At 67.3% G+C, this 26,697-nt stretch carries 26 protein-coding genes and 1 pseudogene; 16 read left to right on the top strand and 11 right to left on the bottom strand.

Annotation, left to right across the window (positions count from 1 at the left end; genetic code table 11):
* Nucleotides 1–26 precede the first annotated feature (26 nt).
* Genes ACWCPQ_RS23605 through ACWCPQ_RS23595 form a run of 3 tightly spaced genes read left to right on the top strand, consistent with a single transcriptional unit; the run spans nt 27 to nt 2,733 of the window.
* Entirely contained in the window at nt 27–989 is a 963-nt protein-coding gene (locus ACWCPQ_RS23605; protein WP_449902377.1) for an AAA family ATPase, read from the top strand.
* Nucleotides 986–2,260, top strand: coding sequence for a DUF58 domain-containing protein (locus ACWCPQ_RS23600; protein WP_449902374.1), 1,275 nt, complete (start codon nt 986–988; stop codon nt 2,258–2,260). Before ACWCPQ_RS23605 ends, ACWCPQ_RS23600 begins: the two co-directional genes overlap by 4 nt.
* Nucleotides 2,257–2,733, top strand: coding sequence for a hypothetical protein (locus ACWCPQ_RS23595; RefSeq protein WP_449902371.1), 477 nt, complete (start codon nt 2,257–2,259; stop codon nt 2,731–2,733). The genes ACWCPQ_RS23600 and ACWCPQ_RS23595 overlap by 4 nt, the downstream gene beginning before the upstream one ends.
* Before the next feature lie 21 nt (nt 2,734–2,754).
* On the opposite strand, the gene ACWCPQ_RS23590 is transcribed toward ACWCPQ_RS23595, so the two are convergent.
* Nucleotides 2,755–3,396, bottom strand: coding sequence for a TetR/AcrR family transcriptional regulator (locus ACWCPQ_RS23590; protein ID WP_449902368.1), 642 nt, complete (start codon nt 3,394–3,396; stop codon nt 2,755–2,757).
* Between the two features lie 65 nt (nt 3,397–3,461).
* On the opposite strand from ACWCPQ_RS23590, the gene ACWCPQ_RS23585 reads away from it, so the two are divergent.
* The 3 genes from ACWCPQ_RS23585 (at nt 3,462) to ACWCPQ_RS23575 (ending at nt 7,223) form a co-directional block, all read left to right on the top strand.
* Nucleotides 3,462–4,889, top strand: a complete 1,428-nt coding sequence (locus ACWCPQ_RS23585) for an FAD-dependent oxidoreductase (protein WP_449902367.1) — start codon at nt 3,462–3,464, stop codon at nt 4,887–4,889.
* Nucleotides 4,890–5,207: 318 nt separating this feature from the next.
* The gene (locus ACWCPQ_RS23580; RefSeq protein ID WP_449902364.1) at nt 5,208–6,794 is read left to right on the top strand and encodes an FAD-dependent monooxygenase; all 1,587 of its coding nucleotides are present in this window, start codon (nt 5,208–5,210) and stop codon (nt 6,792–6,794) included.
* Between the two features lie 45 nt (nt 6,795–6,839).
* Nucleotides 6,840–7,223, top strand: coding sequence for a flavin reductase (locus ACWCPQ_RS23575; protein WP_449902361.1), 384 nt, complete (start codon nt 6,840–6,842; stop codon nt 7,221–7,223).
* 60 nt (nt 7,224–7,283) lie between these two features.
* Here ACWCPQ_RS23575 and ACWCPQ_RS23570 read toward each other — a convergent pair whose 3' ends face one another.
* Nucleotides 7,284–7,961 carry a class I SAM-dependent methyltransferase gene (locus ACWCPQ_RS23570; protein ID WP_449902358.1) on the bottom strand — a complete coding sequence of 226 codons (678 nt, stop codon included), beginning with the start codon at nt 7,959–7,961 and terminating at the stop codon, nt 7,284–7,286.
* A gap of 101 nt (nt 7,962–8,062) precedes the next feature.
* Here ACWCPQ_RS23570 and ACWCPQ_RS23565 point away from each other — a divergent pair, with 101 nt between their 5' ends.
* A complete protein-coding gene (locus ACWCPQ_RS23565) occupies nt 8,063–9,265 on the top strand; it encodes a hypothetical protein (protein ID WP_449902355.1) in 1,203 nt (400 codons plus the stop codon).
* Between the two features lie 30 nt (nt 9,266–9,295).
* Here ACWCPQ_RS23565 and ACWCPQ_RS23560 read toward each other — a convergent pair whose 3' ends face one another.
* Nucleotides 9,296–9,553 carry a hypothetical protein gene (locus ACWCPQ_RS23560; protein WP_449902354.1) on the bottom strand — a complete coding sequence of 86 codons (258 nt, stop codon included), beginning with the start codon at nt 9,551–9,553 and terminating at the stop codon, nt 9,296–9,298.
* Nucleotides 9,554–10,156: 603 nt separating this feature from the next.
* Between ACWCPQ_RS23560 and vph the strand changes: the two genes are divergently transcribed.
* Nucleotides 10,157–11,011 carry a viomycin phosphotransferase gene (gene vph, locus ACWCPQ_RS23555; protein ID WP_449902440.1) on the top strand — a complete coding sequence of 285 codons (855 nt, stop codon included), beginning with the start codon at nt 10,157–10,159 and terminating at the stop codon, nt 11,009–11,011.
* A gap of 437 nt (nt 11,012–11,448) precedes the next feature.
* Here vph and ACWCPQ_RS23550 read toward each other — a convergent pair.
* Nucleotides 11,449–11,672 (bottom strand): annotated as a pseudogene (locus ACWCPQ_RS23550) (ATP-binding protein); the annotation flags it as partial.
* Between the two features lie 190 nt (nt 11,673–11,862).
* On the opposite strand from ACWCPQ_RS23550, the gene ACWCPQ_RS23545 reads away from it, so the two are divergent.
* Nucleotides 11,863–12,336: a hypothetical protein gene (locus tag ACWCPQ_RS23545; protein WP_449902352.1), complete on the top strand. Its 474-nt coding sequence runs from the start codon at nt 11,863–11,865 to the stop codon at nt 12,334–12,336.
* A 216-nt stretch (nt 12,337–12,552) separates the two neighbouring features.
* Here the strand turns inward: ACWCPQ_RS23545 and ACWCPQ_RS23540 are convergent, their stop codons facing one another.
* Nucleotides 12,553–13,134, bottom strand: coding sequence for an acyl-CoA-like ligand-binding transcription factor (locus ACWCPQ_RS23540; RefSeq protein WP_449902350.1), 582 nt, complete (start codon nt 13,132–13,134; stop codon nt 12,553–12,555).
* On the bottom strand, nt 13,131–14,105 hold the full coding sequence (locus ACWCPQ_RS23535) for an amidohydrolase family protein (protein ID WP_449902347.1): 975 nt from the start codon (nt 14,103–14,105) through the stop codon (nt 13,131–13,133). Before ACWCPQ_RS23535 ends, ACWCPQ_RS23540 begins: the two co-directional genes overlap by 4 nt.
* Nucleotides 14,106–14,238: 133 nt before the next feature.
* Here ACWCPQ_RS23535 and ACWCPQ_RS23530 point away from each other — a divergent pair, with 133 nt between their 5' ends.
* Together ACWCPQ_RS23530 and ACWCPQ_RS23525 are read left to right on the top strand one after the other, a co-directional pair.
* Nucleotides 14,239–15,174, top strand: coding sequence for a MerR family transcriptional regulator (locus tag ACWCPQ_RS23530; protein ID WP_449902344.1), 936 nt, complete (start codon nt 14,239–14,241; stop codon nt 15,172–15,174).
* A 140-nt stretch (nt 15,175–15,314) separates the two neighbouring features.
* Nucleotides 15,315–16,076, top strand: coding sequence for an esterase/lipase family protein (locus ACWCPQ_RS23525; protein WP_449902341.1), 762 nt, complete (start codon nt 15,315–15,317; stop codon nt 16,074–16,076).
* 38 nt (nt 16,077–16,114) lie between these two features.
* Here the strand turns inward: ACWCPQ_RS23525 and ACWCPQ_RS23520 are convergent, their stop codons facing one another.
* A complete protein-coding gene (locus tag ACWCPQ_RS23520) occupies nt 16,115–16,696 on the bottom strand; it encodes a helix-turn-helix domain-containing protein (RefSeq protein WP_449902340.1) in 582 nt (193 codons plus the stop codon).
* A gap of 91 nt (nt 16,697–16,787) precedes the next feature.
* Here ACWCPQ_RS23520 and ACWCPQ_RS23515 point away from each other — a divergent pair, with 91 nt between their 5' ends.
* Nucleotides 16,788–18,017 carry an MFS transporter gene (locus ACWCPQ_RS23515; protein WP_449902338.1) on the top strand — a complete coding sequence of 410 codons (1,230 nt, stop codon included), beginning with the start codon at nt 16,788–16,790 and terminating at the stop codon, nt 18,015–18,017.
* A gap of 73 nt (nt 18,018–18,090) precedes the next feature.
* Here the strand turns inward: ACWCPQ_RS23515 and ACWCPQ_RS23510 are convergent, their stop codons facing one another.
* The 3 genes from ACWCPQ_RS23510 to ACWCPQ_RS23500 form a co-directional block, all read right to left on the bottom strand.
* Entirely contained in the window at nt 18,091–18,954 is an 864-nt protein-coding gene (locus ACWCPQ_RS23510) for a MaoC/PaaZ C-terminal domain-containing protein (RefSeq protein WP_449902336.1), read from the bottom strand.
* Between the two features lie 23 nt (nt 18,955–18,977).
* Complete coding sequence (kstD, locus tag ACWCPQ_RS23505; protein WP_449902334.1) at nt 18,978–20,666, bottom strand: 3-oxosteroid 1-dehydrogenase; 1,689 nt, start codon at nt 20,664–20,666, stop codon at nt 18,978–18,980.
* Nucleotides 20,667–20,828: 162 nt separating this feature from the next.
* Nucleotides 20,829–21,467 carry a MerR family transcriptional regulator gene (locus tag ACWCPQ_RS23500; protein ID WP_449902333.1) on the bottom strand — a complete coding sequence of 213 codons (639 nt, stop codon included), beginning with the start codon at nt 21,465–21,467 and terminating at the stop codon, nt 20,829–20,831.
* A gap of 108 nt (nt 21,468–21,575) precedes the next feature.
* On the opposite strand from ACWCPQ_RS23500, the gene ACWCPQ_RS23495 reads away from it, so the two are divergent.
* The 3 genes from ACWCPQ_RS23495 to ACWCPQ_RS23485 all read left to right on the top strand — a co-directional run bounded on the left by ACWCPQ_RS23495 (nt 21,576) and on the right by ACWCPQ_RS23485 (nt 25,028).
* Nucleotides 21,576–22,529, top strand: coding sequence for a hypothetical protein (locus ACWCPQ_RS23495; protein WP_449902331.1), 954 nt, complete (start codon nt 21,576–21,578; stop codon nt 22,527–22,529).
* Complete coding sequence (locus tag ACWCPQ_RS23490; RefSeq protein WP_449902328.1) at nt 22,526–22,978, top strand: ABA4-like family protein; 453 nt, start codon at nt 22,526–22,528, stop codon at nt 22,976–22,978. Before ACWCPQ_RS23495 ends, ACWCPQ_RS23490 begins: the two co-directional genes overlap by 4 nt.
* A 343-nt stretch (nt 22,979–23,321) precedes the next feature.
* Nucleotides 23,322–25,028: an FAD-binding protein gene (locus ACWCPQ_RS23485; RefSeq protein ID WP_449902326.1), complete on the top strand. Its 1,707-nt coding sequence runs from the start codon at nt 23,322–23,324 to the stop codon at nt 25,026–25,028.
* Here ACWCPQ_RS23485 and ACWCPQ_RS23480 read toward each other — a convergent pair.
* A complete protein-coding gene (locus tag ACWCPQ_RS23480; RefSeq protein ID WP_449902323.1) occupies nt 25,001–25,609 on the bottom strand; it encodes a TIGR03086 family metal-binding protein in 609 nt (202 codons plus the stop codon). The two genes, ACWCPQ_RS23485 and ACWCPQ_RS23480, sit on opposite strands and share 28 nt — an antisense overlap.
* A gap of 82 nt (nt 25,610–25,691) precedes the next feature.
* On the opposite strand from ACWCPQ_RS23480, the gene ACWCPQ_RS23475 reads away from it, so the two are divergent.
* Nucleotides 25,692–26,660, top strand: coding sequence for a helix-turn-helix transcriptional regulator (locus ACWCPQ_RS23475; protein WP_449902321.1), 969 nt, complete (start codon nt 25,692–25,694; stop codon nt 26,658–26,660).
* Nucleotides 26,661–26,697: the final 37 nt, after the last annotated feature.

Raw genomic sequence — 26,697 nt, 5'->3', positions numbered from 1 at the left:
CGGGTCGACCCATTGCGAGAAATGACATGACGATGCCTCTGGACGCGACCGTCCAACGCACCGAAGCCGTGCTCCGGGAGGTTTCCCGGGTGGTGGTCGGCAAACGCGATGAGCTACAGCTCATCATGATCGCGATCCTGGCCGGCGGCCATGTGCTCATCGAGGATCTGCCCGGGCTGGGCAAAACCCTGATCGCCCGGTCGTTCGCGGCCGCCCTGGGCCTGGATTTCACCCGGGTGCAGTTCACCCCGGACCTGCTACCGGCCGATCTGCTCGGCTCCACCATCTACGACATGTCCACCGGCCGGTTCACCTTCCGCCGGGGCCCGGTGTTCACTCATATGCTGCTCGCCGACGAGGTGAACCGCACTCCGCCCAAAACACAGGCGGCCCTGCTCGAGGCGATGGCGGAGGGGCAGGTCAGTATCGACGGTGAGACCTTCCCGCTGCCACAACCTTTTATCGTGCTCGCCACCGACAACCCCATCGAGTACGAGGGCACCTATCCGCTGCCCGAGGCTCAGCTGGACCGGTTCGCCATCCAGTTGCGGCTGGGCTACCTGTCCGAACAGGACGAGACCCAGATGATCCGGCGCCGGCTGGAACGTGGTGCCGTGCCGCCCCGGGTGAACCAGGTGGTCGATGCCAAGGGGCTGCTGGAGATGCGGCACGCGGTGGAATTCGTCTCGGTACATCCGGATGTCGTGAGTTACGTGGTGGCCCTCGCCGCCGCGACCAGAGCCCACGCGCAGGTGGAGGTCGGTGCGAGTCCGCGTTCCGAACTGGACCTGGTGCAGATGGCCCGGGCCCGCGCACTGCTGAACGGCCGCGATTTCGTGGTCCCCGAGGACGTGAAGGCACTCGCGATTCCCGCCATGGCACACCGGATCACCCTGCGGCCGGAGATGTGGGTGCGCCGTATCCGCGGTGAGGACGTGATCAGCGAACTGCTGCGCCGCCTGCCGGTTCCGCGCGCCGCCACGCCATGAGACACCGCGACGCCAGCGCCACAGTGGAGGCCCGTCTCCGCTGGCGCCCCGCGCCGCTGACCTACCTGCTGGCCATCGCCTCGGCCGTCGCGCTTCTGGTGGCGGTGGTGGCGGGCAGCTGGCAGCTGGTGGTGTTCGCTTCCCCGATGCTCGGTGTGCTGGCCAGCGCGCCCTGGCAGGTGTCGCGCACCCGGGTCCAGGTGGACGGCAGCGGTACGCAGCGCTGCTTCGAGAACGAAGAAGTCACCGTCACCATCGCCGCCTTCGTCGACCAGGGGCAGGCGCTGTTGCGCTGTAAACCGGTCGCGGTCGACGGTATGACGGTGACGGTGGAGGAATCCGCCGATTCGGGCTCCGCCCCGGCCGGCCTACGGCTGAAGGTATCGGCGTCGCGCTGGGGCCGCTATCCGATCGCTGTGCGGGTGAAGGCGTTGAGCCCGGCCGGGATGGCGCTGGCCACCGCGACCCTGCCGGCCGGGGAGGTCTACGTCTACCCCATCACCGATCCACAGCGGATGCGGTTGCCGCGCACCGAACTTCCCGAACGTCTCGGAGTTCACCTCACCCGCAGGCACGGCCCCGGCGTCGAGTACGCCGATATCCGCCCCTACGCACCCGGCGACCAGTTGCGCATCGTGAACTGGCCGGTCAGCGCGCGGCGCGGCCGGTTGTATGTGACCGAGCGCCTGACCAACCGGTCCGCCGATGTGGTCGTCCTGGTCGATACCTCGCAGCAGGCGCCGGGCCCGGCCAGCGATGCGCTGGAACTCTCGGTGCGCGGGGCCGCACAGGTGGTGCAGTCCACCTTGCAGGCCGGGGATCGCACCGCGGTCGTCTGCCTGGGCCAGTCCCCACGGTGGTTGCGTCCCGATATCGGGCGCCGGCAGTACTACCGGATCGTGGACACCGTGCTCGACGTCGGTGACGAGTTCATCGCCACGACCGGCACGCTCGCGCCCTATGCCGCGGTCCCGCTGGGCGCGGTCATCGTCGCGTTCACCACCCTGCTGGATACTCAGTTCGCACTCGCGCTCATCGATCTGCGCAAACGCGGGCACGTGGTGGTGGCGGTGGATGTGTTGCGCGGCAGTCCTTTCGCCGGAGATCTGGATCCGACCATGGAGAAGATGTGGCAGCTGGAGCGGATGTCGATGTACCGCGATATGAGCACTGTCGGCGTGGATATCGTCCCGTGGGCCGCTGACACCCGGCTGGACCAGACGATGCGCCTGCTGCCCCAGCATCGCCGGATGACCCGGGTGCGGCGATGATCAAATTCCTCGCGCATCTCTCCGGCGCGCTGCTGGTGCTGCTGGTCGCGCTGATCCAGCCGTGGGCCGCTCCGGCCGCGATCGTGCTGGTGGTGGTGGGCTGGTGGTGGCGCTGGGCGGCGATCGGCGCGGTCCTGCTGGTGATCGGTGTGCTGGCACTCTTCGACACCGGTCTGGTGTCGGCGGCCGCGGCGGGCCTGGTGGCAACGACCTATCTGCTGAACATCGCGACCGTCACGGCGCCGCGCGGTGTCGTTCCGACCACATTGCCCTCGGTCGTGGGTGCGGTCGTGTGGACGGCGTCCGCCGGGGCGGCGGCGCTGCTTCCGGTCGAATTGGCGTGGGCACCGGTGATCGCCCCGGTGCTGGTGATCCTGCTGTCGTCGATCCTCACCTACAGCATCACTTCGGCGCGCCGGCGGCCGCCCGCTCCGGCGGTATCCGACGACGGCCAGGGTGCCGCGAAGTCCTGAGCGGTGCTTCGGTCGGGAAGTTCATCTTCGGCCGATACCGGGGGATCCCAGGCCGTCGCGCAGTAGATCGAACGCGCGATCGGTGGCCCGGACCGCCTCCGGGTAGCGATCTGCCGCGGACTCGCCACCGGCGAGGCATTCATGATTGATGAAGGCGAGTTCGTGCTGTACCACGATGACCTGGGCCGCGGTCAGGCGCGCGGTGAGTGGATCGAAACCGCTCGCGCGCAGTGCGTCGGCCAGTGTGTCCACCCCGCGCGAGGTGTACTGCCGAAGCCTCGCCGCCAGAGTCTCGGTGCCGCGGATCAATCGGAGAAAGGCCATGATCTCGGGGTCGTCGTTCAGGCCGCTGTTCGGATCGCGGTCACGTAGTGCGCTCAGCTGCGCGTCCCGGAGTGCGTCGAGCGGCTGTTGATCGGCTCGGCGTGCCCTGACCGTCCTGGCCGCCTCGTCCTCGTGGTCGGCGAATCGTTGCAGGACGAGGTCTTCCTTCGTGGGGAAGTACGCGAACAGGGTGCGTCGGGAGACCTCGGCCGCCCGCGCGATATCGGTGATCGATACCTGGTCGAACCCTGATTCGAGAAACATGCGGATCGCCGTGGCCGCGATCGTCTCGCGCAGGCGCGCCTTCTTGCGTTCCCGCAACCCCATCGGCTCGGTCATGGTCTCACCATAACTCATTAGTAGATCAAGTATATTATTGCACTCAGTCTACTTTGGAGGATGATGTGCGGACCGAAGTGATCGTGGTCGGAGCCGGCCCGACCGGCTTGATGCTGGCCCACGAACTCACCCTTGCCGGGATACCGGTCGTCGTGCTGGAAAAGCAGCGCACACGTAGTACGCAGTCCCGAGCGGGCGGACTGCAACCGCGGACCGCGGAGGTACTCGACCTGCGTGGATTATTGGATCCGCTACTCGACCGCGCACTTCCCCGCGGTGAGTTCGGTGGCCACTTCGCCGGACTCCCGATCGAGTTGGACTGCCGATCGTGGCGAACCCGTCATCCGTACCCGGTCTCCATCCCACAGGCTCGGCTCGAGGCTTTCCTCGAAAAGCTCCTCGTCGACCGAGGCGTGCCGGTGTTGCGCGGATCCGAGGTGTCGGCGATCGAACAGGATTGTGAGGGGGTCACGGTCGGGGATATTCGCGGCAGTTATCTGGTCGCCTGCGATGGCGGGCACAGCACCGTCCGCAAACTGCTGGACGTACCGTTCCCCGGCACCGCGAGCAGGATGTACTCGGTGGTCGCGGATATCACGCTCGCCGCCCGCTCGGCCGCGGTCCGCACTTCGTCCGAGCATTTCAGCCGCTACATCGAGTTCGGTGGCGGATTCTTCAGCGTCCTGCACCCCATCGACGGTGATCTGTACCGATTCATATTCGGCAAGCTCGCCGATGAGAGACCTGATCGCGATGTACCGGTCACGACCGAGGAGGTCGAGGAAGCGCTGCGCGCGGTGTGTGGGCCGGAGACCGAACTGGGCGAGTTGCGCGTGGCATCCCGATTCGGCGACGCCGCCCGGCAGGTCGAGCGTTACCGCGAGGGGCGGGTGTTCTTCGCCGGGGACGCGGCCCACATCCATTTGCCGATCGGCGGCCAGGGGGTGAACCTCGGCGTCCAGGACGCCGTCAACCTGGGGTGGAAACTCGCCGCGACAGTGCACGGGTGGGCGCCCGAAGGGTTGCTCGACAGCTATCACGCCGAGCGTCATCCCGTCGCCGCGCGAGTACTGCGCACCACCCGCGCGCAGAGCCTGATAATGAACCCGAGCCAGGACGAGGATCTCGCGACCGTCCGCGATATGTTCACCGATCTGCTCCGGCTACCCGAAGCCAACCATTTCGTCGCGGGCATGATGTCGGGCCTGGACATCCAGTACGCCGGGGTCGGCCCACGGATGATCGACCTCGACCTGAAAACCCCGGACGGCCCGACCCGGGTCAGTCGACTGCTGCGTTCCGGCCGCGGTCTGCTGCTCTCTCTCGACGACACACCCAGGTCGATCGACCACTGGTCCGACCGGGTCGACCACGTCGTCGCCGCGGCCGACGAAGGCGCCGTCACCGTCCTGATCCGCCCGGACGGGTACATCGCCTGGTCCGCCACCGACACAGAACCACTCGAAACCGCTCTCGCCCGATGGTTCGGTTGAGCACCGCGCCGGCGTGATCCGCCCGAAGCAGGGACGAAGTGTGCACAGGGGCTACCGGCGACAACCTCGATCCGCCGACGCTCCGGATCTGGTGCCCGGCCGACCGCACAGGGATCTGCGGAGAGAAAACCGCCCGGACCGGACGCAGGGGAATTGGGGAGCGATACTTCTCCCGTCCTCAATGTATAGCGCACCGGGGGGCTTGCGGCAAGACCCCGTTGATACCGCATACTCGCTGGCCTAGCCCACAACGGTGGGGACAGAGAGGGTTACGAGGTGCGAGTGCAGTCGTCAGCGAACGGACACACGGAACAATCGGTGGAGCAGCGGTCGACGGTGGATACCGAGGTGATCATCGTGGGTGCCGGACCGACCGGTCTGCTGCTGGCCGCCGAACTGAGTCTGGCGGGGGTGCGGCCGGTGCTCCTGGAGAAATACCCACAGCCCCGGACGACACAGAAGGCCCAGGGCCTCGGCGGGCAGATCCTGCAACTGCTGCACTACCGTGGGCTGCTGGCCAGGATCGAAGCCGCTGTGACCGCCCCGGAACCGCCGCCCCGGTACCCCTTCGGCGGCGTACACGTGGACCTCACCGGCATGGTGGACCCACCATTGCGTGGGCTGCCGCTTCCACAGACGCGGCTGGAGGAGTTGCTCGCCGAGCGGGTCGATGAGCTCGGCGCGGATATCCGCCGCGGACACGAGGTGATCGGGGTGAGTCAGGACGACACCTCGGTGACAGCGGAGGTATCCGGGCCGGACGGTCCGTACCGGATCACCGCGCGCTATCTCGTCGGCTGCGACGGCGGGCGCAGCCCGATCCGGGAGATTGCCGGTATCGCGTTCACCGGCACTACCTATCCGGAGGTGAACCGGTTGTGCCAGGTCACCGTGCCCGATTCGGTGACCCGCCACGACAACGGTGATATCGAGATCCCCGGCACCGGGCGGATCACCACGGGCTTCATCCGGACCGAACGCGGTGCCTTCGGATACGGGTCGCTGACTCCGGACATGCTGATGTTCTCGACCACCGAAGACGAGTCCACCGATATCGCCGACGACGAACCGATGACACTGACCGAATTCCAGGACAGCGTCCACCGGGTACTCGGCAAGGACATCCCCTTGGGCGAACCGCTGCGGCTGGCCCGCTTCACCTTCAAGGACCACCAGGCCGAGACGTACCGGGCCGGCCGGATCCTGGTGGCGGGCGACGCCGCCCATCTGCTGCCCGCCACCGGGTCCGGGCTCAATACCGGCCTGCTCGACGCGGTCAATCTCGCCTGGAAACTGGCCGCGGACGTGCACGGCTGGGCCCCACCCGGGCTGGTCGACAGTTACCACGCGGAACGCCATTACGCGGGGGCCCGTGCCCTCCGGCAGACCCGGGCCCAGGTGGCGTTGCGTCGCGGCCTCGACCCGGCCGCGAACGCGTTGCGGGAAGTGGTCCAGGAACTGCTCGGTGCCGAGCAGTCCGCCCGCCGGGTGGCCGGTTTCATCGCGGGCACCGATGTCCGCTACGACCTGCCCAACCCGAACAACCACCCGTTGACCGGCACGTTCGCCCCAGACCTCGCTCTGCACACCGATATCGGCGCGACCACCGTCGCCGAACTGCTGCACGCGGCGCGACCGGTCGTAGTGGACCTCGTCGACCGGCCGGAGTTGCGCGAGGTCGCCGGGGAATGGGCGGATCGCGTCGATTTCCGTTCGGCCACCACAGGTGACAGGCCGGCCGATGCCCTCCTGATCCGTCCGGACGGGCATATCGCCTGGGCCGCGCAGACCGGCGAACCGGTCGATACCGCGGTGGCCGGATTGCGTGAGGCGCTGTCCGGTTGGTTCGGTGCGCCCAGCCGGACACCGGCCCTCGCTGCCGATCCGGGCTCCGAAGGGCGCTGACAGGGCCCAGGGGCAGTGGTCCCGCGCACCCACCGGTTGGGCTCGATGGGCTTCACGCTCAATGTGCCGGCGCCGAGTCACCCGGATGCGGTGTGGAAACTGGGAGCCAAGTACTCGCGATTCCCGGTGAGGTCACCCGCGGAGAAACTTCGAGCGAGCGGCATCGAATTGGATTTGGACGAGTCGGGCTACGGGCCTGTCGTTCCCACCGGTATCGGATGGGCGACTTGCAGGACCATCGCGCGAATCGACTTGTTCGGTAACCATGGGATCTTCGTCGGTGAGGTCGAGGACGCTTGGTTCAACCCCGAGTTCCTTCGGCCGGACGGCACTCCTGCCGGTCCGGCGAAACCGGTTGTGCAGCAAACCGGAAACCTGTTCACCACTGTGGCAGAGGAGTTGTCGACGATGGAGTACTTCCAGGAGTAGGTGATGGTTACCGGCGAACCATCGGTCGGCAAGACCCGGTTCCGGAATCGGTACGTCTGCTCAGACTGCCCGCACCCGGTCGATCCTCGCCAGCCAGGCCGGTGCTCCGTGGTCGTGGAATCTCGTTTCGATCCGTTCCTGCGCTACCGAGGCGATATTCCATCCGGTGGAGGGGCTGAAGGCGTCGTTCAGGTCCTCCAGGCTCACCGGGTGCGGGCCGAGATCGGTGCCCTCGTCGCTGAAGCAGAGCACGTACAAGGTCGCGCCCGGTTCGGTCACCGATGCCAGGCTCGCGATGTACGGGATGCGCTCGTCGCGGTCGAAGGTGTGGAACAGTCCGCAGTCCAGCACGGTGTCGAAGGTGCGGCCGAATCCTTCCAGCGCGAGTGCGTCGGCGGCGACGAATTCGGCCTCGATACCCCGGTCCGCCGCTTTCGCCCGCGCGGTTTCCAGGGCGGTCCCGGCCACGTCGAAACCCAGGACCGGTAGGCCCAGTGCGGCGATGTGCAGGGCGTTGTCCCCGGTACCGCAACCCGCGTCCAGCACCGACCCGGTGAACCCGCCTTCGGCGGCTGTTCGCACCACCGCCGGTTGTGGACGACCGGTATCCCAGGGGGCGGGACCGTCTCGGTAGGAGGCGTCCCACGGCAGACCGCTGTCGTGTTCATGGCTGGTGGGTCGTCTGCCGCCGAACGGATCGCTGTCGCTGTCTCGCGGTTGTCCGGACAATGCCGCCACCTCCCTGCTCCGGGGCTCGGTCAGCACAATCGTGGCATGTCCGGCGGACAATACCGGGAATCGGCGGGTATCTGTCGGACGTGTGCTGTTCAATGCATGCCGTGGACACTGTGGACTTCGCGCGGGTCGTAGCGGAATTCGGGTCCGGCTCAGCGCTGCTCGTCGAACCGGGGAGTTCGGCGGCCGCCCATGTTCCCGCGCAGTGGGCGGAGATCGCCGGCGCCTGCGATGCGCGCGTCCGCGGTGCGGCTGCCGTGGCGCTCTGGAACCTCGACATGTTCGAGCTGATGCCCAGGTTCGGCGCGGTGCTGGCCGAATGTCTCGACGATGTCCGCGTCTGTCTGTTGCGTGGCGACTGGGTGCTGATCTACGCCCTGCGGAAACCGTTCCAGCCGCACGAGTTCCGGATCGGCTGGGATCCGGCGACCTTCGGCGTAAACGTGCCGTCGTGCTGGGATCGGCTGCCGGAGCCGCTGCGGGTTTTCCTCAGCATGGTGCACGCCGGGTTCACCGATCTCGACGGGATATCGTTCGGTCCCGCGCGTCCCCGCGATATGCAGACCTACGCCGCGCTCGGCATGGCCGAATCGGTGCGGAACTGGGATACCGGCGAGCGCATCCCGGACGATCGGGCGATGCTGATCGCCAAGGGCCTGGGCGATACCAACTACTTCGTGTCCGCGGATCTGCCGGCCGATACCGTCGGCTGGGAATTCGGCGGTGATATGGAGCGGCCCATGGATTTCGGCCGCACCTTCGACGATCTGATGGGGCGCGGTTTCGAACTGGCGCGAGATTGGCCCCCGGAACCCGCCGCCACCGAGACACCGCCGACCCCGGAGGAACTGCGGCAACGCATCGCCGCCTTGTCGACGGTGCGCGCGGCGCGGGCGGTGGTGTGGACCCGTGAGCTCACCGAGGAGAGCGCTCGTGCGCGTATCGCCGGCCTCGTCGCGGAATTGCTCGAAGCAGTCGGTGGTCAGCTGAGGATCAGCCCCCGGGACGGTCGCGACGGCGAAACCGTACTGCCGTGCGACGACGATGCGGGCAATATCTACCAGCTGGATCGCCTGGAGATCCGCTACTTTCTCGACCCGCCGCCCCCGGACCGTCCGCAGGCCTATCTGCCGCTGATACTCCGTACCTGGGAGCACTCGGACTGGACGGTGACCACCTCCACCGGTATCGACGGCATCTCCGCGCAGGCGCGCACGCCCGACCGGTACGAGCTCACCCTGTCCCTCCGCGACGACGGCAGACTACGTCTCGCCGTCGCCTCACCGGGATTCCACCGTCCCTTCTGACCGGTAGTCGCCCATCGCCCGGCGATTCGGTCACGGTGCGGGCGGTGGTCCGGCCCGGCGGGTGCGCAACGATTCCCCGGTGAGCACATCGCCGTGTCCGACGCAGAGTATGTCCACATCCATCTCGAGCAGCCGGTGGGCCGCCGCATCGACAGCGGCACTGTCGAGATTGAACACCCCGGGCATGGTGACGCCGCGGATACTCGCCACGGTGTCTCCCGTGAGCGCCCGATACCGTGGCAGATGCAGCGCGATACTGCCCGCCGTCAGACCGGAAACGGCGAGCAACCCATCCGTCCGGAACTACAGGCCCTGCACCACAACTTCGCCACCACCTCTCGGCCTCGCACCGGCCTGCGCTGGCTCGCCGAAAACAGCACCGTGCCCCCCCGGAGAGAGGGCAGGCGACGTACGTTCACATCGCCTCCCGCGAGGGGGTTTCCGTCGTGTTCGGCGCTGACGGATAGGTGAGGCCGAGGTTAGAAAAAACCTCCATCATCAGCGCTTCCAGCTGCCGACGGAGGTGGCGTGATGTCCAGCGAGCGCTACGTCGACAGCTATATCCCGGTCGGGCCTGCTGCCGATGGTGGTGGGACCGGTATCGGTGTTGTCGGCGCGATGACCGCATAGGTCGGCACGTAGTCTCGTGAAGGATGCGCGGGTCTCCGACGAGGGGCTACGGCGTTATCAGGCCGACAATGACCCGGCGGCGCGAAGGTGGGCGGGTCGTTGGAGCGTTTCGTTCACGGCGGTTGCATATGTCCGAGGTTTCGGCCTTCATTCCCGGACAGTGTCTCCGCCGAGCTCTGGAATGCCGGTGACTGCGATTCGTGTCATCAACGTGTGAAGCTGAACCAAACGGTGGCGAGAGTGGGTTGTGTCGTGGAGACGGTGATTGGACGGCATCGGGTTGTGTTGAGCCGGTTGCTGCCGGATGCCGAACGGGGGGATTTCACTGTTCGGGAGGGGCAGTTCCATTTGGTGGTGGTCGGCCCGGATCGTGTCGTGTGTCTGCCTCGCACCGAGGCGGTGGCGGTCCGGCTGCCGCGGCGAGCGGCTGTTTTGCGTGTCATGGCCGGAATCGACCTGGGTTTCCGTGTGCCGGTTCCGCTGGAGGAAGGCGGCGCGGACGGCATCAGTGAGCAGCCGTTCCTGGTGTTGAGCCGTGTTCCTGGAGCTCCGTTGGCCGCTGAGGTACTCGATGACCCGCAAGTGGCCGATGTGGTCGCAGGCCAGTACGTCGGACTGCTGGCCGATCTGGCCAGAGCCGGCAGCGACGATAGGGTGCGGGCGGCCCTACCGGCTCTGGAAGACCGGTGGCCGCGGTTCGCGGCCGATGTCCGCGCCGAGCTGTTCGAGCTCATGTCCGTCGGTGGGCGTCGGCGTGCCGAACAGGAACTCGTCGCCATCGAAGCCCTTCCTCACCTCACTGCGGCGGTAGTGCACGGTGACCTCGGGCCCGAGAACGTGTTGTGGGAGAACATCGACGGGCTCCCGCGCCTGAGCGGGGTGGTCGACTGGGACGAGGTCTGCCTCGGTGACCCCGCCGAGGACCTTGCAGCTCTCGGAGCCGGCTACGGCGATTCCCTGATGCGGCGGGTGCTCACACTCGGTGGCTGGGCGGATCACGAAACGACTGCCCGCATCACCGCGATCGCCGGAACCTTCGCCCTGCAGCAGGCTCTCGCCGCCTACCGTGACGGTGACGAAGAGGAATTGGCGGACGGTCTGACGGTCTACCGCTGAATCGGGTCACCGTAGTGCCGCGAAATCCGGCACCATCGGCCCCAACAAAGGACGCTCGGTCAGCCGACGGCTCATCGGTAGCTACTCGGCGGATCCGAGGCCGGGAACCGCTGCTCAGTCGGTGGGCGATGGCGGCACTGTGTTCGAGGTGCGCGTTCAGAGCAGAACCTCTTTCGCGCTGGGAAAGACGGTGGAGAGCGGTTTCGTCTGTACAGGTGAGCAGCACACCGGTGACATGGGGGGTCGTCTCCCATAGCTCCGGCCGACTGGTCGGTCACCTCACCCAGGACACTGGCCGTGTCGATGTAGATCAATCGCCGGTATCCGAGCGCGCGGTAGTTGGCCCACATCGCCGCGAGGTTCCGTTAGCAGATAGCTGGGCATGAATTTCGTTGCCGACAGTGGTCTTGCCCACTCCTGACAAGGCCCCCGATGAACAGCGATTTGTCCCTGGGAAGTCCGGCGGCGCGGATCCGGCGTCCGGAGCGTCGGCGGGCTCGGTCGTCGCATTCGGCGATCAGCAGGTCGGCCAGGAAGGCCCGTTAGCTCATCTGTTCGGGGCCGGCGTTCTCGGCGATCGCCTTGAACTGGACCGGACGGTGGGCAGCCGCAGCATGCGGCAGGCTTGGTCGTCTGCGGCGTCGGCGGCCTGTTCGGTCATGGCGTGACGCCGGGGTGTGGAGGTTGTCACGCGGTGGTGGATCCTTTCGTCGTGGTGGGCGTTCGGCGGAGCAGTTGGGATGGTGATGTCGGATATTCGAACTGTCGGAATGCCTTCACTGGTCACGATCGTTCGGGAGTGCCGGTAAACGGTGTGCGCTTCGCACGATCTGCGCTGACATGCTGAGGTCATGCTGCTGACATGGATCCGCGAGGTCGCAGACGAGCCGTTGCTCATCGACCCGACCGCCCGCGACGCGGAAGCTCGGGAGAACACGTGGTCGTTGTCGACTTCGGCCGACGAACGCGGCTCGTTGTCGGTTCACGACGTTGTCGCCGCATTCGAGGAGTGTGCGTCGGTCCTGCGTGAGCGGATCCGCTCTCTTGGATATGAGGGGCCGGCGACGTTCTATGTGTGGCACGACGCTCAGGCTGGGCAGCTGCGGTGTTCGACCACGTCGTTGCCACCGGATCAGCTGCCATTCCGAGCACCGGTGGACGCTGATGTGACGCTGGCGGTGATCGTGGAAGACTTCCTGAAGGACGTAAGGCCGGCACTCGTTCCGTGGGAGAACTCGGAACCGGTAGAACACAGCGCTGATATGACACAGCCAGAGCACGCGGTTGTGCGTGTTTGGACAATCGACGCTGGCGCGAGGCCGTAGACCCAGGTGTGAGAGCGGCGAGGTCATGCAGGTCGCCCAGTACGTCCTGGTGGCCGCCGACCAAGGATGGTGACCTCCGATATTCGATATTCGAAGTCCTGGAACGCGTTCGCCTTCGGTCACTTTCGTTGGTAGCGGCGGCCGATGTCCGCGGCGTAGTTGCTCCAGTCGCCGGAGGCGGCGTGTTGCCATTCGGCGGCGACTTTGGGGTGGATGCTATTCGATCGTCGTCAGCGTGGACAGTTGCCCGAGGGTTTCGTCGAGCAGGGTGGCGAAGTCGGTGTCCGGATGCTCCGGTACCGCGAGAACCGCCGCGAAGGCAGCTCCCACCACCGCGCCGGTCAGGGCGCGGACTCCGGGATCGCCGGGTGCCACACCGGTGCGGTCGGCCACCAATTGTGCGATCGCGTGCCCGGTGCTGACCAGCTGGTCCAGCAGCAGGGCCCGCAGCGGGGGAACGGATGTCATCAGTACCACCCGCTCCCGCAGACGGCGCTGTTCGGCGGGGGAGAGGTCGGTGAAGGTTTCGCGCAGGGTCGCCCGCACGGCTTCGAACGCGCTGCCGGTGGTTGTCTGCGTGCGGAACCGTTGCGCGAACGACAGGTCCAGTGCGTCCCAGGCCACCACGTCTTCTTTGGTGGGGAAGTACCGGAAGAAGGTTCGCTCGGAGACCTCCGCGGCCGCCGCGATCTGTTTGACCGTCGTGTTCTCGTAGCCGTCGCGGGCGAACAGTGCCAGGGCCTGTTCTTGGATCGCGAGCCGGGTGCGCTGCTTCTTGCGCTCGCGCAGCCCGGTCATGTACTCAGCCCCAGCAGTCGTTCGGCGTTGCGTTGCGCGATCCGTTCGCGGTCGGCGGGGGCGACCGGGAGCCGGTCCAGGAACTCGCGCGCGGTGTCCATCGACCCGTAGGGGTGATCCGTGGCGAACAGGATTCGTTCCGCACCCACTTGGAGCAGCAGGTTCAGAAAAGTGGGAGTCCAGTTGAAGGCGGCGAATGTGTAGTGGAGGTTGGTCCGGAAGTATTCGCCGACCGGTCGTTCCAGCTGCACCACCCGGGACATGACCTGTTCGAACCTGGGCATCATGAACGACAGCCCCTCTCCCATATGACCGACCACCACCTGGAGATCGGGGAAGCGGTCGAACGCCCCGCTCAGCACGATACGCAGGACATGGATGGCGGTCTCGATATGCCATCCCCAGCCGCTGGTCGCGAAGGCCTGCGTCACCTCGGATGGATAGTTGCCGAGGTAGGACGCCTCGATCACCGCCGGTGGCGGCGGTGTGGGGTGCAGATAGATCGGGACCCGTAATTCGGCGGCGCGCGCCAGGATCGGCCGGAAGAAGTCGTCGTCGAGGTAGCGGCCCCGGGTGTGTCCGTTGATCATCGCGCCGACGAAACCGTGATCGTGTACGACACGGTCCAGCTCGTCGGCGGCGTGGTCGGGTGCCGCGGTGGGCAGGGCCGCGAACGCAGCGAACCGGTCCGGATGCCGGCGAACGGCTTCGGCCGCCCGATCGTTGGCCTCGCGGGCGAACGCGACGGCTTCCGCGGGGTCGGACTGTTCGACTCCGGGGGCGGTCAGCGACAGTACCTGCACATCGATTCCGGCCCGGTCCATCGCCGCGATCCGCTGCTCGCCGAGGTCGGCGAGCAGCTCCGGAATCTGTCCGACGCCCGCCGCGCGCGCCTGTTCGGCCATCGCGCGCCCGGGACCGGCCAGGAAGGACGGAGTCGCGAAATGTTCTTCGAGGGCGATCGTCCGCATGATTCCTCCATCAAGTGGCAGTCGACTGTCTTTTGACAGTTTAATGTCAAAAATGGTATCTCGGCGCGGTGATCCGGAAACCCCGAACAAAATGTCTTGTGTCTCCACCAGGGGGAGACAGCAGGCTGGTGCCATGGACGACGCGACGCTCTGCACGATCGGGGCCCTGGCCGAACGGACCGGACTCTCGGTCAAGACGATCCGGTACTACTCCGATACGGGCATCGTCCCACCCACCGAGCACAGCCCCGCCGGTTACCGCCTGTACGACGCCCGCGCGCTCGCCCGGCTGGAACTGGTCCGTACGCTGCGCGCGCTCGATATCGATCTCGCGACAGTGCGCGCGATCCTGGCCCGGGAGATCTCCCTGAGTGCGGTAGCGGCTGCGCATGCCGATGCCCTGGAGGTGCAGATCCGCGCCCTGCGGCTCCGGCGCGCGGTGTTACGGGCGGTGTCCGAACGGGGATCGAATCCAGAGGAGATGGAACTGATGCACGAACTGGTGAACCTGTCCGAGTCCGAACGTCGGCGTCTGGTCCACGATTTCGTCGACGAGACCTTCGGCGCCGTCGATGCCGACCCGGCTGTCGCGCAGCTCCTGCGGTCGAGCATGCCGGACCTGCCCGCCGATCCCGCCACCGAACAGGTGGTGGCGTGGACGAGCCTGGTGGAGTTGGTGCGCGACGAGACCTTCCGCGCCGCGGTACGCCGGATGGCCGAGTACCAGGCGCGGGAACGGGCCGCCGGTGACGACACCGGCCTGCACCACGACTTGACCGAGGCGGTCCGCGACGAGGTGACCCGGGCGCTGGCGGCCGGAATCGCCCCGGACTCGGCGGCGGCACTCCGGATCGTCGACCGGCTGAGCGCACGGTACGCCACCACGTTCGGCAGGCCGGACGACAGCGCCCTGCGATCGTGGATCCTGGAGCGGCTGGAGGTCGCCGACGACCCCCGGGTGGTGCGGTACTGGCAATTGGTGTCCACCGTCAACGGCTGGCCGGCGCCGCCGGATCTGGGGCCGGTGTTCGGCTGGTTCGCCGCGGCGCTGCGGGCGGCTACGAGCTGATCTTCGATCATCAGCGGCTGATCCCGTCGCGCCTACCCGGAGCTGTCCGTAGACCGCATTATCATCCTGGCCGTCGGTCGACGCTGTTCGCGGTCCGGGGTGACGGCACAGCGGTCGCTCAGCCTCCGGAAAGCAGGTCGATGAAAACTGTGCTCGCGGTTCTGGCCCGATTCGCTGTCGTCGTCGTATCGCTGGGTTGCGCAGTGACGGCGTTACCCCACGACTTCGCCCGAGCAGCTGCCGAGCCGGTGAATCCGGTCCTGGTCATCGGCGGTTTCGACGCCGACCGCGGCATTCTGGAGAACCTGCGGTCGGAGTTGGCCGATCGTGGATACGACGCCTATTCCATGGTGCTGCCGGCCGCACCGGCCGGCTCCTCGGGAACCGAGGGTATCGCCGACTCGGCGGCTGTCGTCGGAAACAAGGTGGCCGAGATACGGCGGACGACCGGCGCCCGGCGGGTCGACCTGGTCGGGCACTCGATGGGTGGGCTGGCACAGCGCCACTACGTGAAGTTCCTCGGCGGAATCGACTCGGTGGGAACCTATCTCGACTTCGGAACCCCGAACTACGGCGAACCGCTCGGATTTCTCTGCGCGCCCATCTTTCCCGGCTGCCGTGATATCGCACCGGCCTCGGAGTTCCTGCAGCAGCTGAACACGCCCCCGGCGCTGCCGCCCGGAATTCCGGCGTATCACCTGTATTCGGAGAACGAGGGGCCCGAACGCCTGCATCTGCCGGGGGCGGTCAATGCGAGTGTGCAGCAGTACTGTTCCGGCAGGCATGTCACGCACCGCGACGAGCCGCAGGATGCGGCATTCCAGGATCTGATCGACTCCGCGCTGCGGGGTGGACCCTTGGCCACGGACTGTTCGCGGCAGTTCTTCCTCAGTTCGCGCTAGTCCGTCCCGGCGAGAGGCGATCTCGCGGTACCCCGGTGTCAGTGACCGGAGGTGGGCCGGGTGCGCACGTGCATCCGTTCGCCGTGCTCGCCGAAGAGGCTGAGGATTTCCGCGCCGTCGGATCCGGCCGCGCCGAACCAGTGCGGTATCCGGCAGTCGAACTCCGCCGCCTCACCGGCGTACAGGACGAAGTCGTGCTCGGCGAGGCGAACGCGCAGGCGGCCGCGCAGGACATAGAGCCATTCGTGGCCGCGGTGGGCCCGCGGGTACGCCTGGGTGTCGTGCGCGGGGATCACGATCTTGGCCGCGTGCGGGCGTCCCCGACGGGACAGTGGAATCACCACGCGGCCGCTGTTGCCGGATTCCGGTGGCGTGCGCGGTTCGGCTATCCGAGGGGCGGCCACGATCTCGTCGAGCGGAGCGCCGAGCGCGACTGTGATCGGCAGCAGTAGTTCGAGACTCGGTCTGCGCCGACCGCACTCCAGGCGGGACAGAGTGCTCGTGGACAGGCCGGTGGCCCGGGACAGGTCGGCCAGGCTGAATCCGCGCTGTTCACGGGCTCGCCGTAGGCGAGGAGCGATCTGTTCGATCACGGCATCGACACTGGGTTGCTGGTTCATGACGGCAGCCAACCGATTCGTCCCGGAATCGGCAAGGTTTATTGCTGATTCGGCACAACCGGACCGATGCTCGGGTCGGAGGTGATCCGAGATGGACACAAGAACGGATACGGCACCGTCGGTGCCGGCAACACGGACGGCGAATGGCGGAACCCGTCGCAAGGACCGATTGCCCGCGGGGGTCTACCTGCTGGGCTTCTGCCTGTTCGCCATGGGCAGCGCGGAATTCCTGCTCGCCGGGGTCCTGCCCGATATCGCCGCGGACCTGAATGTGCCGCTGTCCTCGGCGGGAATCCTCATCACCGCGTTCGCGCTGGGTGTCGTATTCGGCGGTCCGCCACTGGCCGTGCTCGCGCTGCGCCTGCCCCGCCGGACCGCCCTCGTGGCCTTCCAGGGCGTTTTCGCCGCCGGTATCGCAGCGGGACTGCTGGGAAACTATCCCGTGCTACTCATCTCCCGCGTGATCTCGGGCATCGCCTACGCGGGCTTTTTCGCTGTCGCGGCGGTGACCGCGATCGGCCTGGTCACCGCGGACCGCAACGCCCGAGCGTCCGCCGTGGTGGTCAGCGGTCTGAGTGTGGCCATGGTCGCCGGTGGCCCCATGGGTACGTTGCTGAGCCACTTCACCGATTGGCGCGGCGGGTTCTGGGCGGTCGTGGCGCTGACCCTCGCGGGAACGATCGGCTGCCTCCGTCGGATACCGGCCGCCGCCGCGAATTCCACCGCGGTGACCACGCCCGACATCGCCCGGGAGCTCGCCACCATGCGCCGCCCGGCCCTCTGGGGCATCTTCGCGATCACCGTGCTCACCACCGCGGCGTACATGATCACCTTCAATTACCTCGCCGCCCTGCTCACCGGGATCACCGCAGTCCCCGAGGTCTGGGTGCCGGCAGTGCTCGCGTTGTTCGGCATCGGCGCCTTCACCGGTTTGTCCATCGGTGGCCGGATCTCCGACCGGCGCCCGCATACGGCGCTACTGGCCGGGTCGGTGGCGATCGCGGCGCTGTCGGTCGTCCTGGCTCTCGCGATGGGGCAGATCCCGGTGGTCGTTGCGGCGGTCTTCCTGCTGGGCGTCGCCGCATTCGTCTTGAACCCCGCGCTGTACGCGCGGGTGTTCGCCATCGCCGCCGACGCCCCGACCCTGGCCGGGGCGACCACGGTATCGGCTTTCCAGCTGGGCATCAGTGCCACCCCCGTGTTCGCGGCGGTGACCTTGACGCGGGAAGCCGATCTCACCTCGGTCTGCCTGATCGGGGCAGTGCTCGCCGCGACGGCGGTTCCGCTGATTCTTCTGGACCGGGCCCGCGGGGTTCGCTGACCCCGCCCGAAATTACGGTGCCCGGCAGACCTGAAGGTCTGCCGGGCACGGCGTGGTCGCCGCTCGGCCGGTGTCACTCGGTGTAGGACAGCACCACATCGCCCAGTACCGGAGCACCGTCGCGTTCGACGGCGGTGGCGCTGATGATCAGCTGTCCCGGCTCCTGCCAGATCCGCGACCGCAGCGTCTCGCCGGGGAAGAGCACCCCGGCGAACCGCGCCTTGAATCCGGTCACCCGGCCGGCGATGGATTCCAGGGCCGTATCGGTGGCGGTTTTGCAGATGATCCCGTAGGTGCACAGTCCGTGCAGGATCGGCGCCGGGAAACCCGCGCCCTTCGCGAACTCCGGATCGGAGTGCAGCGGGTTGCGGTCACCGCAGAGGCGGTAGAGCAGAGCCTGCTGCGGCAGGGTCGCGGTGGTGACGTCGAAATCCGGGTCCCGATCGGGGAGTTCGGCCTTGCTGCTCGGGCCGCGCTCACCGCCGAATCCGCCTTCGCCGCGCGCGAAGATGGAGGATCGTTCGGTCCACAGTGCTTCGCCGTCGGAACCGGTGACGGTGAACTCCTGCACGATCACCGCATTGGAACCCTTGTCCCACAGTTCGCTGATCCGGCCGGAGCGGGTCGCCTTACCCGAGGCGGGTAGCGGCCGGTGCACCTGTACTTCCTGTGAACCGTGCACCACCTTGGCCAGGTCGATATCGACACCGGGGAATTTCACCTTCGGCGGATCCGTATCGCGCAGCGTGTGGGCGACGGTGGCGAAGGTGGGCAGTACCTGCGGTTCCCGATCGTCGAGGTAGCGCAGTTCGGCGGAGTCGGTCCAGCGGTGGCCCGCACCGATACCCAGGTGGTAGAGCTGGACATCGGAGGCGGTCCAGGAGAATTCCTTGCTCGGGAGTTCCGCTCCCAGAGCGACTTTCGGATCGATCGGCATACGAGAGGTCTCCTCGGATCGGCTCAGGCCGCGGTCTTCAAGCGGGCGATGATGTCGTGGACAGCGAGGTAGCCGAAGGCGATCGCGGGTCCGATGGTGGCGCCGGGGCCTGCGTAGGTGTGGCCCATCACCGGGGTCGAGACGTTCCCGGAGGCATAGAGGCCTTCGATGGGGGTGCCGTCCTCGCGCAGCACGCGCGCGGCGGTATCGGCGACCAGCCCGCCCTTGGTGCCGAGGTCGCCGGGGACCATCTTGGCCGCGTAGAACGGGCCCTGGACCAGCGCCGCGAGGCACGGATTGGGTTTGACGGTCGGGTCGCCGTAGTACCGGTCGTACTGGCTGTCGCCGCGACCGTAGTCCTCGTCCTTACCGGATTCGGCGAAGGTGTTGAACCGCTCCACCGTGGCTGCCAGTTTGTCGGCGGGAACACCGATCTTCCCGGCCAGTTCGTCGAGGGTCGCGGCCTTGACGATGAGATCGTTCTCCATCCAGCGCGACGGGAACTTCAGCCCCGGCTGGAGGCTGGCGAACATGTACCGGTTGCGGTAGCGCTGGTCGAAGACGAGCCAGGTGGGGATGTTCTCGCCCGGGCCCTCGCCCTGGCCGTACTCGCCGCCGTACATGGTGTGCACGGCCTCGACGTAGGGCGCGGATTCGTTGCCGAACCGCTCACCTTTCGGGTTGATCATGATCGAACCGGGCAGGTTGCGTTCCGACAGCGCGAACCAGGGCTTACCGCCCTTGAAGATGGTCGGCCCCCACCAGGCGTCCTCCATGAAGCCGATAGCGGCGCCCGCGTCCATACCCGCGACGATGCCATCGCCGGTGTTGGTGGCGGCACCGGTTGTCCACTCAGTGGTGATCGGCTCGCGCTGGTACTTGGCCCGCATCTCCGCGTTGTGCTCGAATCCGCCGCTACCCAGGATCACGCCGTGGCGGGCGGTGAAGGTGACGGTTTCGCCCTTGTGGGTGGCCTCGACGCCGGTGACCTTGCCGTCGGTGACCACGAGTTTGGTCATCGGGGTGTCGAGCAGCAGGGGTACGTTCGCGTCCATCAGCCCCTTGCGCATACCGGCGATCACCGCCTGACCCATCACCATCAGATGCTTGTTGGTGAATTTGGCCCAATAGGTGCGCGCACCCACCCGCAGGGCGCGCAGGACGCCCTTGGGATGGCGGCGGATCAGGTTCAGCCGGACGAAGTCGGCCTGGGTGACCGCGACGTTCAGCGGGGCCTTCGAGTAGGGCGGGTGGATATTGAACCGCTCCTCGCCCAGGATCTTGGCATTGAACGGCTTCGGCTCACAGGAGCGCCCGCCGGCCCGGCCGCCCGGGGCCTCGGGGTAGTAGTCCGAGTAGCCCTTGACCCAGGTCATCTTCAGGGGTGAATGGGCGAGGACGAAATCCATGGCCTCCGCGCCGCGGTCGATATAGGTATCGATCCGCTCGGCGGGGACCACGTCGCCGATGATGCTGTGCAGGTACCTGCGCGCTTCTTCACGGTCGTCGGGGCCACCCGACTCGCGCAACGCCTTGTTGCCGGGGATCCAGACCCCGCCGCCCGAGCGCGCGGTGGACCCGCCGTAGTAAGGCGCCTTCTCCAGGAGCACCACACTCAGCCCGTTGTGCGCGGCGGTGAGGGCGGCGGTCATCCCGGCGGCGCCGCTGCCGACCACCACCACATCGTATTCCCGATCGTTCATGTAGAACACGTTATAGAATGAGTGCGCTGTTGGTCTATGTTGTCTGGCAGAAGACTTGATCTGCGGTGTAAAAAGCAGGGAAACTCGTTTCAGTTTTCCCGGGCGGGCCCGGCCCGGGCTCGACCCGTGGGCCGGTCCTCTGTCGCGGAGCGCGGGCGCCCTGGGCTGTGGTCACCTCCCCGTCGCCGGGGGTAGCAGCGTGGCGGACAAGTGCTCCTGGGCCAAGCGGCGGAGAGAGGAAAGCGCAGTGTCGCCGAGGACGGTCCCGACGATGGCGGTTTCGATCATGCGCTCGATAGTGGGCTCGTTGCCGACCAGCCCGAGGTCCGTGGCGGCGATGGCTTCGCTGGCGACGGCGTACTCATCCAATGCGGCGACCACATCGGAATGTCCGAGCAGGTGAAGCGCTGCGCATACATCGACGAGGTTGGCGAGGGCGGGGCTGTGCTCGGCGATGTGCCAGCCCCGGCGCTCCAGCAGTGCCGCGACATCCCTTGTGGCCGACTCGCGGCGTTCGTCACCGACCGGCGATCGATGGTCGGCGACCGCGTACAACACACGGCCGAGCGAATCGCGGGCGGACAACTGTCTGCTGTCGAGCGCGGCGAGTAGCTCTTTGGTTTCTCCGACCGACAGTCCGCCGATATCCATCAGTGCCCTGATCAGGCGCAGGCGGCTGATGTGTGCGTTGTTGTAGTCCACCTGATTGTGATGAGTTCGCACGCCGGGAGGTATCAAGCCCTCGCGAACGTAGTACTTGATCGTCGCGGCAGAAATGCCGCTGACGCGGCTGAGTTCCGCTATCCGCATCGATGCGCTCACCTCTCGGTCGGGTTGACAGTCGGTAGTGAATCTATCGATACTACTATCGATAGTGCAACTATCGATAGTATTGGTTCAACTAGGAAGTCGACTCCGATGACAGTTCCGTTACCCGCACTCCGCTGGCACCGCCCGTTGCTGCTGCTGGCTGTCGCCATGGCAGCGCTCACCGTCGCGTCCCTCATCGGCATGGTCATCGACGATCGCACCCTGACGGGCCTGCCGATCTGGACCAAATCTGTGAAATTCGCCTTGTCCGTCGTGATCTACGCTGTGACGTGGGCCTGGCTGATTGCTCAGCTCACCCGCTGGCGGAGGATCGCGTGGTGGTCCGGAACGATCGCGGCGGCCGGTCTCGCGGTGGAGTTGATCATCATTGTCACTCAAATCGTGCGAGGGACCACCAGTCACTTCAATTACACGACGCCGCTGAACGCGACCCTGTGGCGGATCATGGGGGCCTCGATCATGCTGGTCTGGGTCGCCACGCTGGTTGTATCGGTGGCGCTGTTCCGGAATGGCACAGCGGAACGCGCCCGCAATACGGCGATCCGCTACGGTAGCGCGCTGTCCCTGGCCGGTGCGGCGCTCGGCCTGCTGATGGTTCCGGCGACCCCGGCACAGCGAGAGACGAACAGTTCGGTCATCGGCGCGCATACCGTCGGTCTCCCCGACGGTGGACCCGGATTGCCATTCCTGGGCTGGAGCACTGCCGGCGGCGACCTGCGGGTCCCGCATTTCATCGGTATGCACGCGCTGCAGGCGATTCCGCTGCTACTGGTTGCCTTCGAGTTCGGGGCGCGGCGGATGCCGGCATTGCGGTCGACGCAGGTACGGCAGAAACTCGTCGTGACCGCGGCAGCGGCGTACGCAGCGTTGCTCGCCGTGCTGACCTGGCAGGCGCTGCGCGGCCAGTCGGTTGCACATCCGGACGTCCCCACGGTGCTCGCCTTCATCGTGATCGCCATCGCTGCCGTGTGTTCGGCAAGCGTTGTCCTGCGGACGAAACCCGTTGCCGTGCCCGTCGACTCGGTGGAGCCGGTCCGGTGACCGAGCTGCTCTTCGATATCAGCTTCTGGTTTGCGGCGCCGTTCTGGGCGCTGATGATCCTGGCTCCCGGATGGCGTCGAACCAGCGCTGCTGTGGCATCGCCACTTATCTGCCTACCGCCGCTGGTCATCTACAGCATGCTGATCATTCCCGATTTCGGCCATTTAGCGGGGGAGCTGATCAGCCCGGGCCTGTCCGGGCTGCAGGCCGTGCTCGGTAGCAGTACGGGAGCGGCAGCGGCCTGGGCGCACTTCGTCGCATTCGATCTGTTTCTCGGGCGGTGGATCTTCCATGACAGCCGCGCGCGCGGTCTACCCGCGCTACTCATCAGCCCGCTGCTCGCACTCACCATCCTGTTCGCGCCGCTCGGTGTCCTGCTGTATCTGATCATCCGATCCATCCGTGCGGCGCAGCCACCGCCCGGCCGCCCAACGCCTCGGCGGTCTTGACGGCAGAAGCCGTGATCGTCTGTCGGGCATGGGCCCCACCTCTCCGGACACCTATGACACCGAGAGGAAGGGCCCGACTTCGCACCGAGTGAAGCCGGGGTCGGTAGGGAGGGTGGGGAGGCTTCTCCAGGATCGTCACACCCAGTCCGTTGTGCGCGGCGGTGAAGGGCGGCGGCGGCCATCCCGGCGGCGCCGCTGCCGACCTCCACCACATCGTATTCCCCATCGTTCGTGTAGAACACGTTATAGAATGATGCGGCTGTGGGTTTATGTTGTCTGGCAGAAGGCTCGATCCGTGGCGTAACAGCAGGGAAACTCGTTTCAGTTTTGGTGGAGTTGACAGATGGCGCACGAATGGGACCTGACCGCGGATGTCGTGGTCGTCGGATACGGCGCGGCGGGCGCGGCGACCGCTCTGCAGGCCACCGAGGACGGAGCCCAGGTCCTGGTGCTCGATCGATTCACCGGTGGCGGCGCGACCGCGCTGTCCGGCGGCATCATCTACGCGGGCGGCGGCACCTGGGTACAGCGCGCGGGCGGGGTGGAGGACACCCCGGAGCTGATGCTGGCCTACCTCGAACGCGAGGTCGGCGACGCCGTCTCCCCGGAAACCCTGCGCCGTTTCGTCGACGACAGCCCCGCCATGATCGACTGGTTGACCGGGCACGGAGTGCCGTTCGAGGCCTCGCTGTGCCCCTACAAGACCTCCTATCCGAACAACGACTACTACCTCTACTACTCCGGTAGCGAGATCTCGGGCGCGTTCGCCGATATCACCCCGGCGCAGCGCGGCCACCGGGTCAAGGGGTGGGGTACCTCCGGTAAGAAACTGTTCGCGCCACTGGCCCGCTCGGCGGCCGACCGGGGCATCCGGGTCGAAACCCTCACCACCGCGACCGCACTCGTCACCGACGACACCGGTGCGGTCGCGGGCGTGGAATGCCGGACCCTGCGCGATGCGCCCGCACGTATCAAGAGCCGTTACACGCGGATGGCCGCGATCGCCGCCAAACCCGGTATCTACTACCCACCGCTGCGCCGCGCCCTGGAGAAACGCCTGGCCCGGCTGGACAGCCGGTACGGGACCACGATCCGGGTGCTGGCCCGGCGCGGGGTGGTGCTCACCGCCGGCGGTTTCATCGCCAACCGCGAGATGCTGCACGCCCACGCGCCCGCCTACCGCAACGGCCTGGCCCTGGGCAGCTCCGGCGACGACGGAAGCGGGATCGAATTGGGGCGCAGTATCGGTGCCGCGACCGACCGGATGGGCAATGTCTCGGCCTGGCGATTCCTGCTCCCACCGAGTTCGTTCGCCGGCGCGATGCTCGTCGACGGGAAGGGACAGCGGGTCATCGACGAGACCCGCTACGGCGCGGCGGTCGGCGATGCACTGATCAACCGGCACGACGGTATCGGCTGGCTCCTCGCGGACGATGCCCTCATGCGCACGGCGATCTCCCAGATCGGGCCGCAGGCCGCCTGGTTCCAGCGGATGCAGTTCGAAGTGATGCGGCGTAAGGCGAAGCGGGGGAAGACCCTCGGCGAAGTGGCCGCCGCCGCGGGAGTGGACCCGGACGGTCTGCGGGAGACGGTGGCAGCACACAACACCGCCTACGCGACCGGTGCACCCGATCCGGTGGGCAAGCCCGCCGAGTACGTCCGCCCGGTGGGCGCGGGCCCGTACTGGATGCTGGACGTCTCCATCAAACCGAGCCTGACCAATCCGTGCCCGATGTTCACCGTCGGCGGTCTCGCGGTCGACGAGCAGACCGGTGCGGTCCGCGATACGCGCGGGGGCGTGATTCCGGGTCTGTACGCGGCGGGCCGGACGGCGGCGGGTATCTGCGTGAACTCCTACGTCAGCGGACTGTCCCTGTCGGACTGCGTTTTCTCCGGCCGGCGGGCGGGGCGGAGTGCGGCCGGATCGGCGCGGGGGCCGGTCGATGCCAGTTGCGACCATCGGAGTGTGCGACCGTTCGAGCCGGTCGGGGTCGTCGCACGCCCGACCGGCCGGCTCGGAATTCAGTTCTGGGGCCGGCGGCCCAGGTAGCGCAACAACCGGTCCGTGCTCGAGCCCTCGCCCGCGACGATCGGGCCGTAGGCGCCCCAGTCGCGCAGTGGCTCGATGCGGCCGGTGGCGGCGGCGAGGATCGGCGCCGACAGTTCCTCGGTGAGCGGCGACTCCTGGCCGGTGGCGACAGCGATATCCCAGGCGTGCACCGCCGCGTCCAGGGCGCAGAGTACCGCGGCGATCGGGGTGGGCAGCGGGCCGAACGGCAGTGGGGTGGGGACGTTCTCGGTGTCGTCGGTGACGGTCGCCCAGGCGGTCGTCGTCTCCGTCAGTGCTGCCGCGACCAGTGCGACGGGTCCGTCGCCGATCGTGCCGGACGGGGAGAAGGGGTCGTAATCCGGGCCGGTGCCCACTCCGAGGGCCGCGGCGAAGGCCCGCTGATCGCCGGCCGCGTGCTCGGCCACCTGTGCGACGGTCCATTCGGCGCACGGGGTCGCGAGCTGCCACTGGTCCGCCTCGACTCCGTCGACGGCCGAGCGCAGCGCCTCGTATGCGCCGGCGAGGACATCGCGCCAGACCGGTGCGAGCTGGGTGACGATCTCGGGGGTGGTGGTTTCCATTGTCTTGCCTCTCCGTCGTTTTCGGCGTTGAACTCAGACTATGGCGCTATTAGGCTCATTTCTTTCCTGATAGAACCACCGTGTGAACGAGGAAATTGTGACCTCCACCACAACCCGGGTGCTCCGGCTGCTGTCGCTGCTCCAGGATCGCTCCCATACCGGCCCCGAACTGGCACAACGGCTCGGCATCACCGATCGCACGCTGCGCCAGGACATCGCCCGGCTCCGCGAACTCGGCTATCCGGTGCACGGCACCCGCGGCCCGGTGGGCGGCTACCGGCTCGGGCAGGGGGCCACCATGCCGCCGCTCCTGCTCGACGACGACGAGGCGATCGCCGTCGCGGTAGCGGTGGGCCTGGCCGAGGACGGGTCGACCGGTATCGCCGATATCGACCACAGCGTCAAACGGGCGCTGGCCAAACTGGAGCGGATCCTGCCGAAAAGATTGCAGCGCACCGTGAACGCGCTGCGCGAGGCCACGGCGGTGGGCCCGGCCACGATAGGGTCCCGCGAGCCGGACGCGCCGGTTCCCGCGGAAACCCTGGCCACGATCGCGGCGGCGATCCGGGCCGCCCGGGAACTCGCACTCGACGATCTCCGGGTCGAGCCGTACCGGCTGGTCAGCTGGCAGCGGCGCTGGTATCTGGTCGGCTACGGCCTCGATGCGCACACCTGGCGCGCTTTCCCGGTGGCGAACGTCGGTCGGGTGGTGGCGGGCACCCGGCGCTTCGCGGCCCGGACCCCGCCCGACAGCGATCTGGTCGCCTTCGTGCTCCGGGAGGTGGCCTCCGCGGGCTACGCGGTACACGCCCGGGTCACGGTGCTCGCACCCGCGGAAACCGTTATCGCTCGGATCAATCCCGCGGTCGGGGTGGTGGTACCCGTCGACGAGAACTCGTGCTTGCTGCTCACCGGCGCGGACGCGATGGAGACCATCGCGATCTATCTGAGCATGCTCATGATGGACTTCCGGATCGACGGTCCGCCGGAGTTGGTCGAACACGTCCGTACGCTGGGCCGGCGTTATCGGGACGCGGTCGCGCACCTGTGACCGGTGCCGGTCCGTTGGCCCGGGCCGCCGTGCCCGG

The sequence above is a fragment of the Nocardia sp. NPDC001965 genome (genome assembly GCF_053594175.1).
This window is presented reverse-complemented; position numbering and strand designations above follow the sequence as displayed.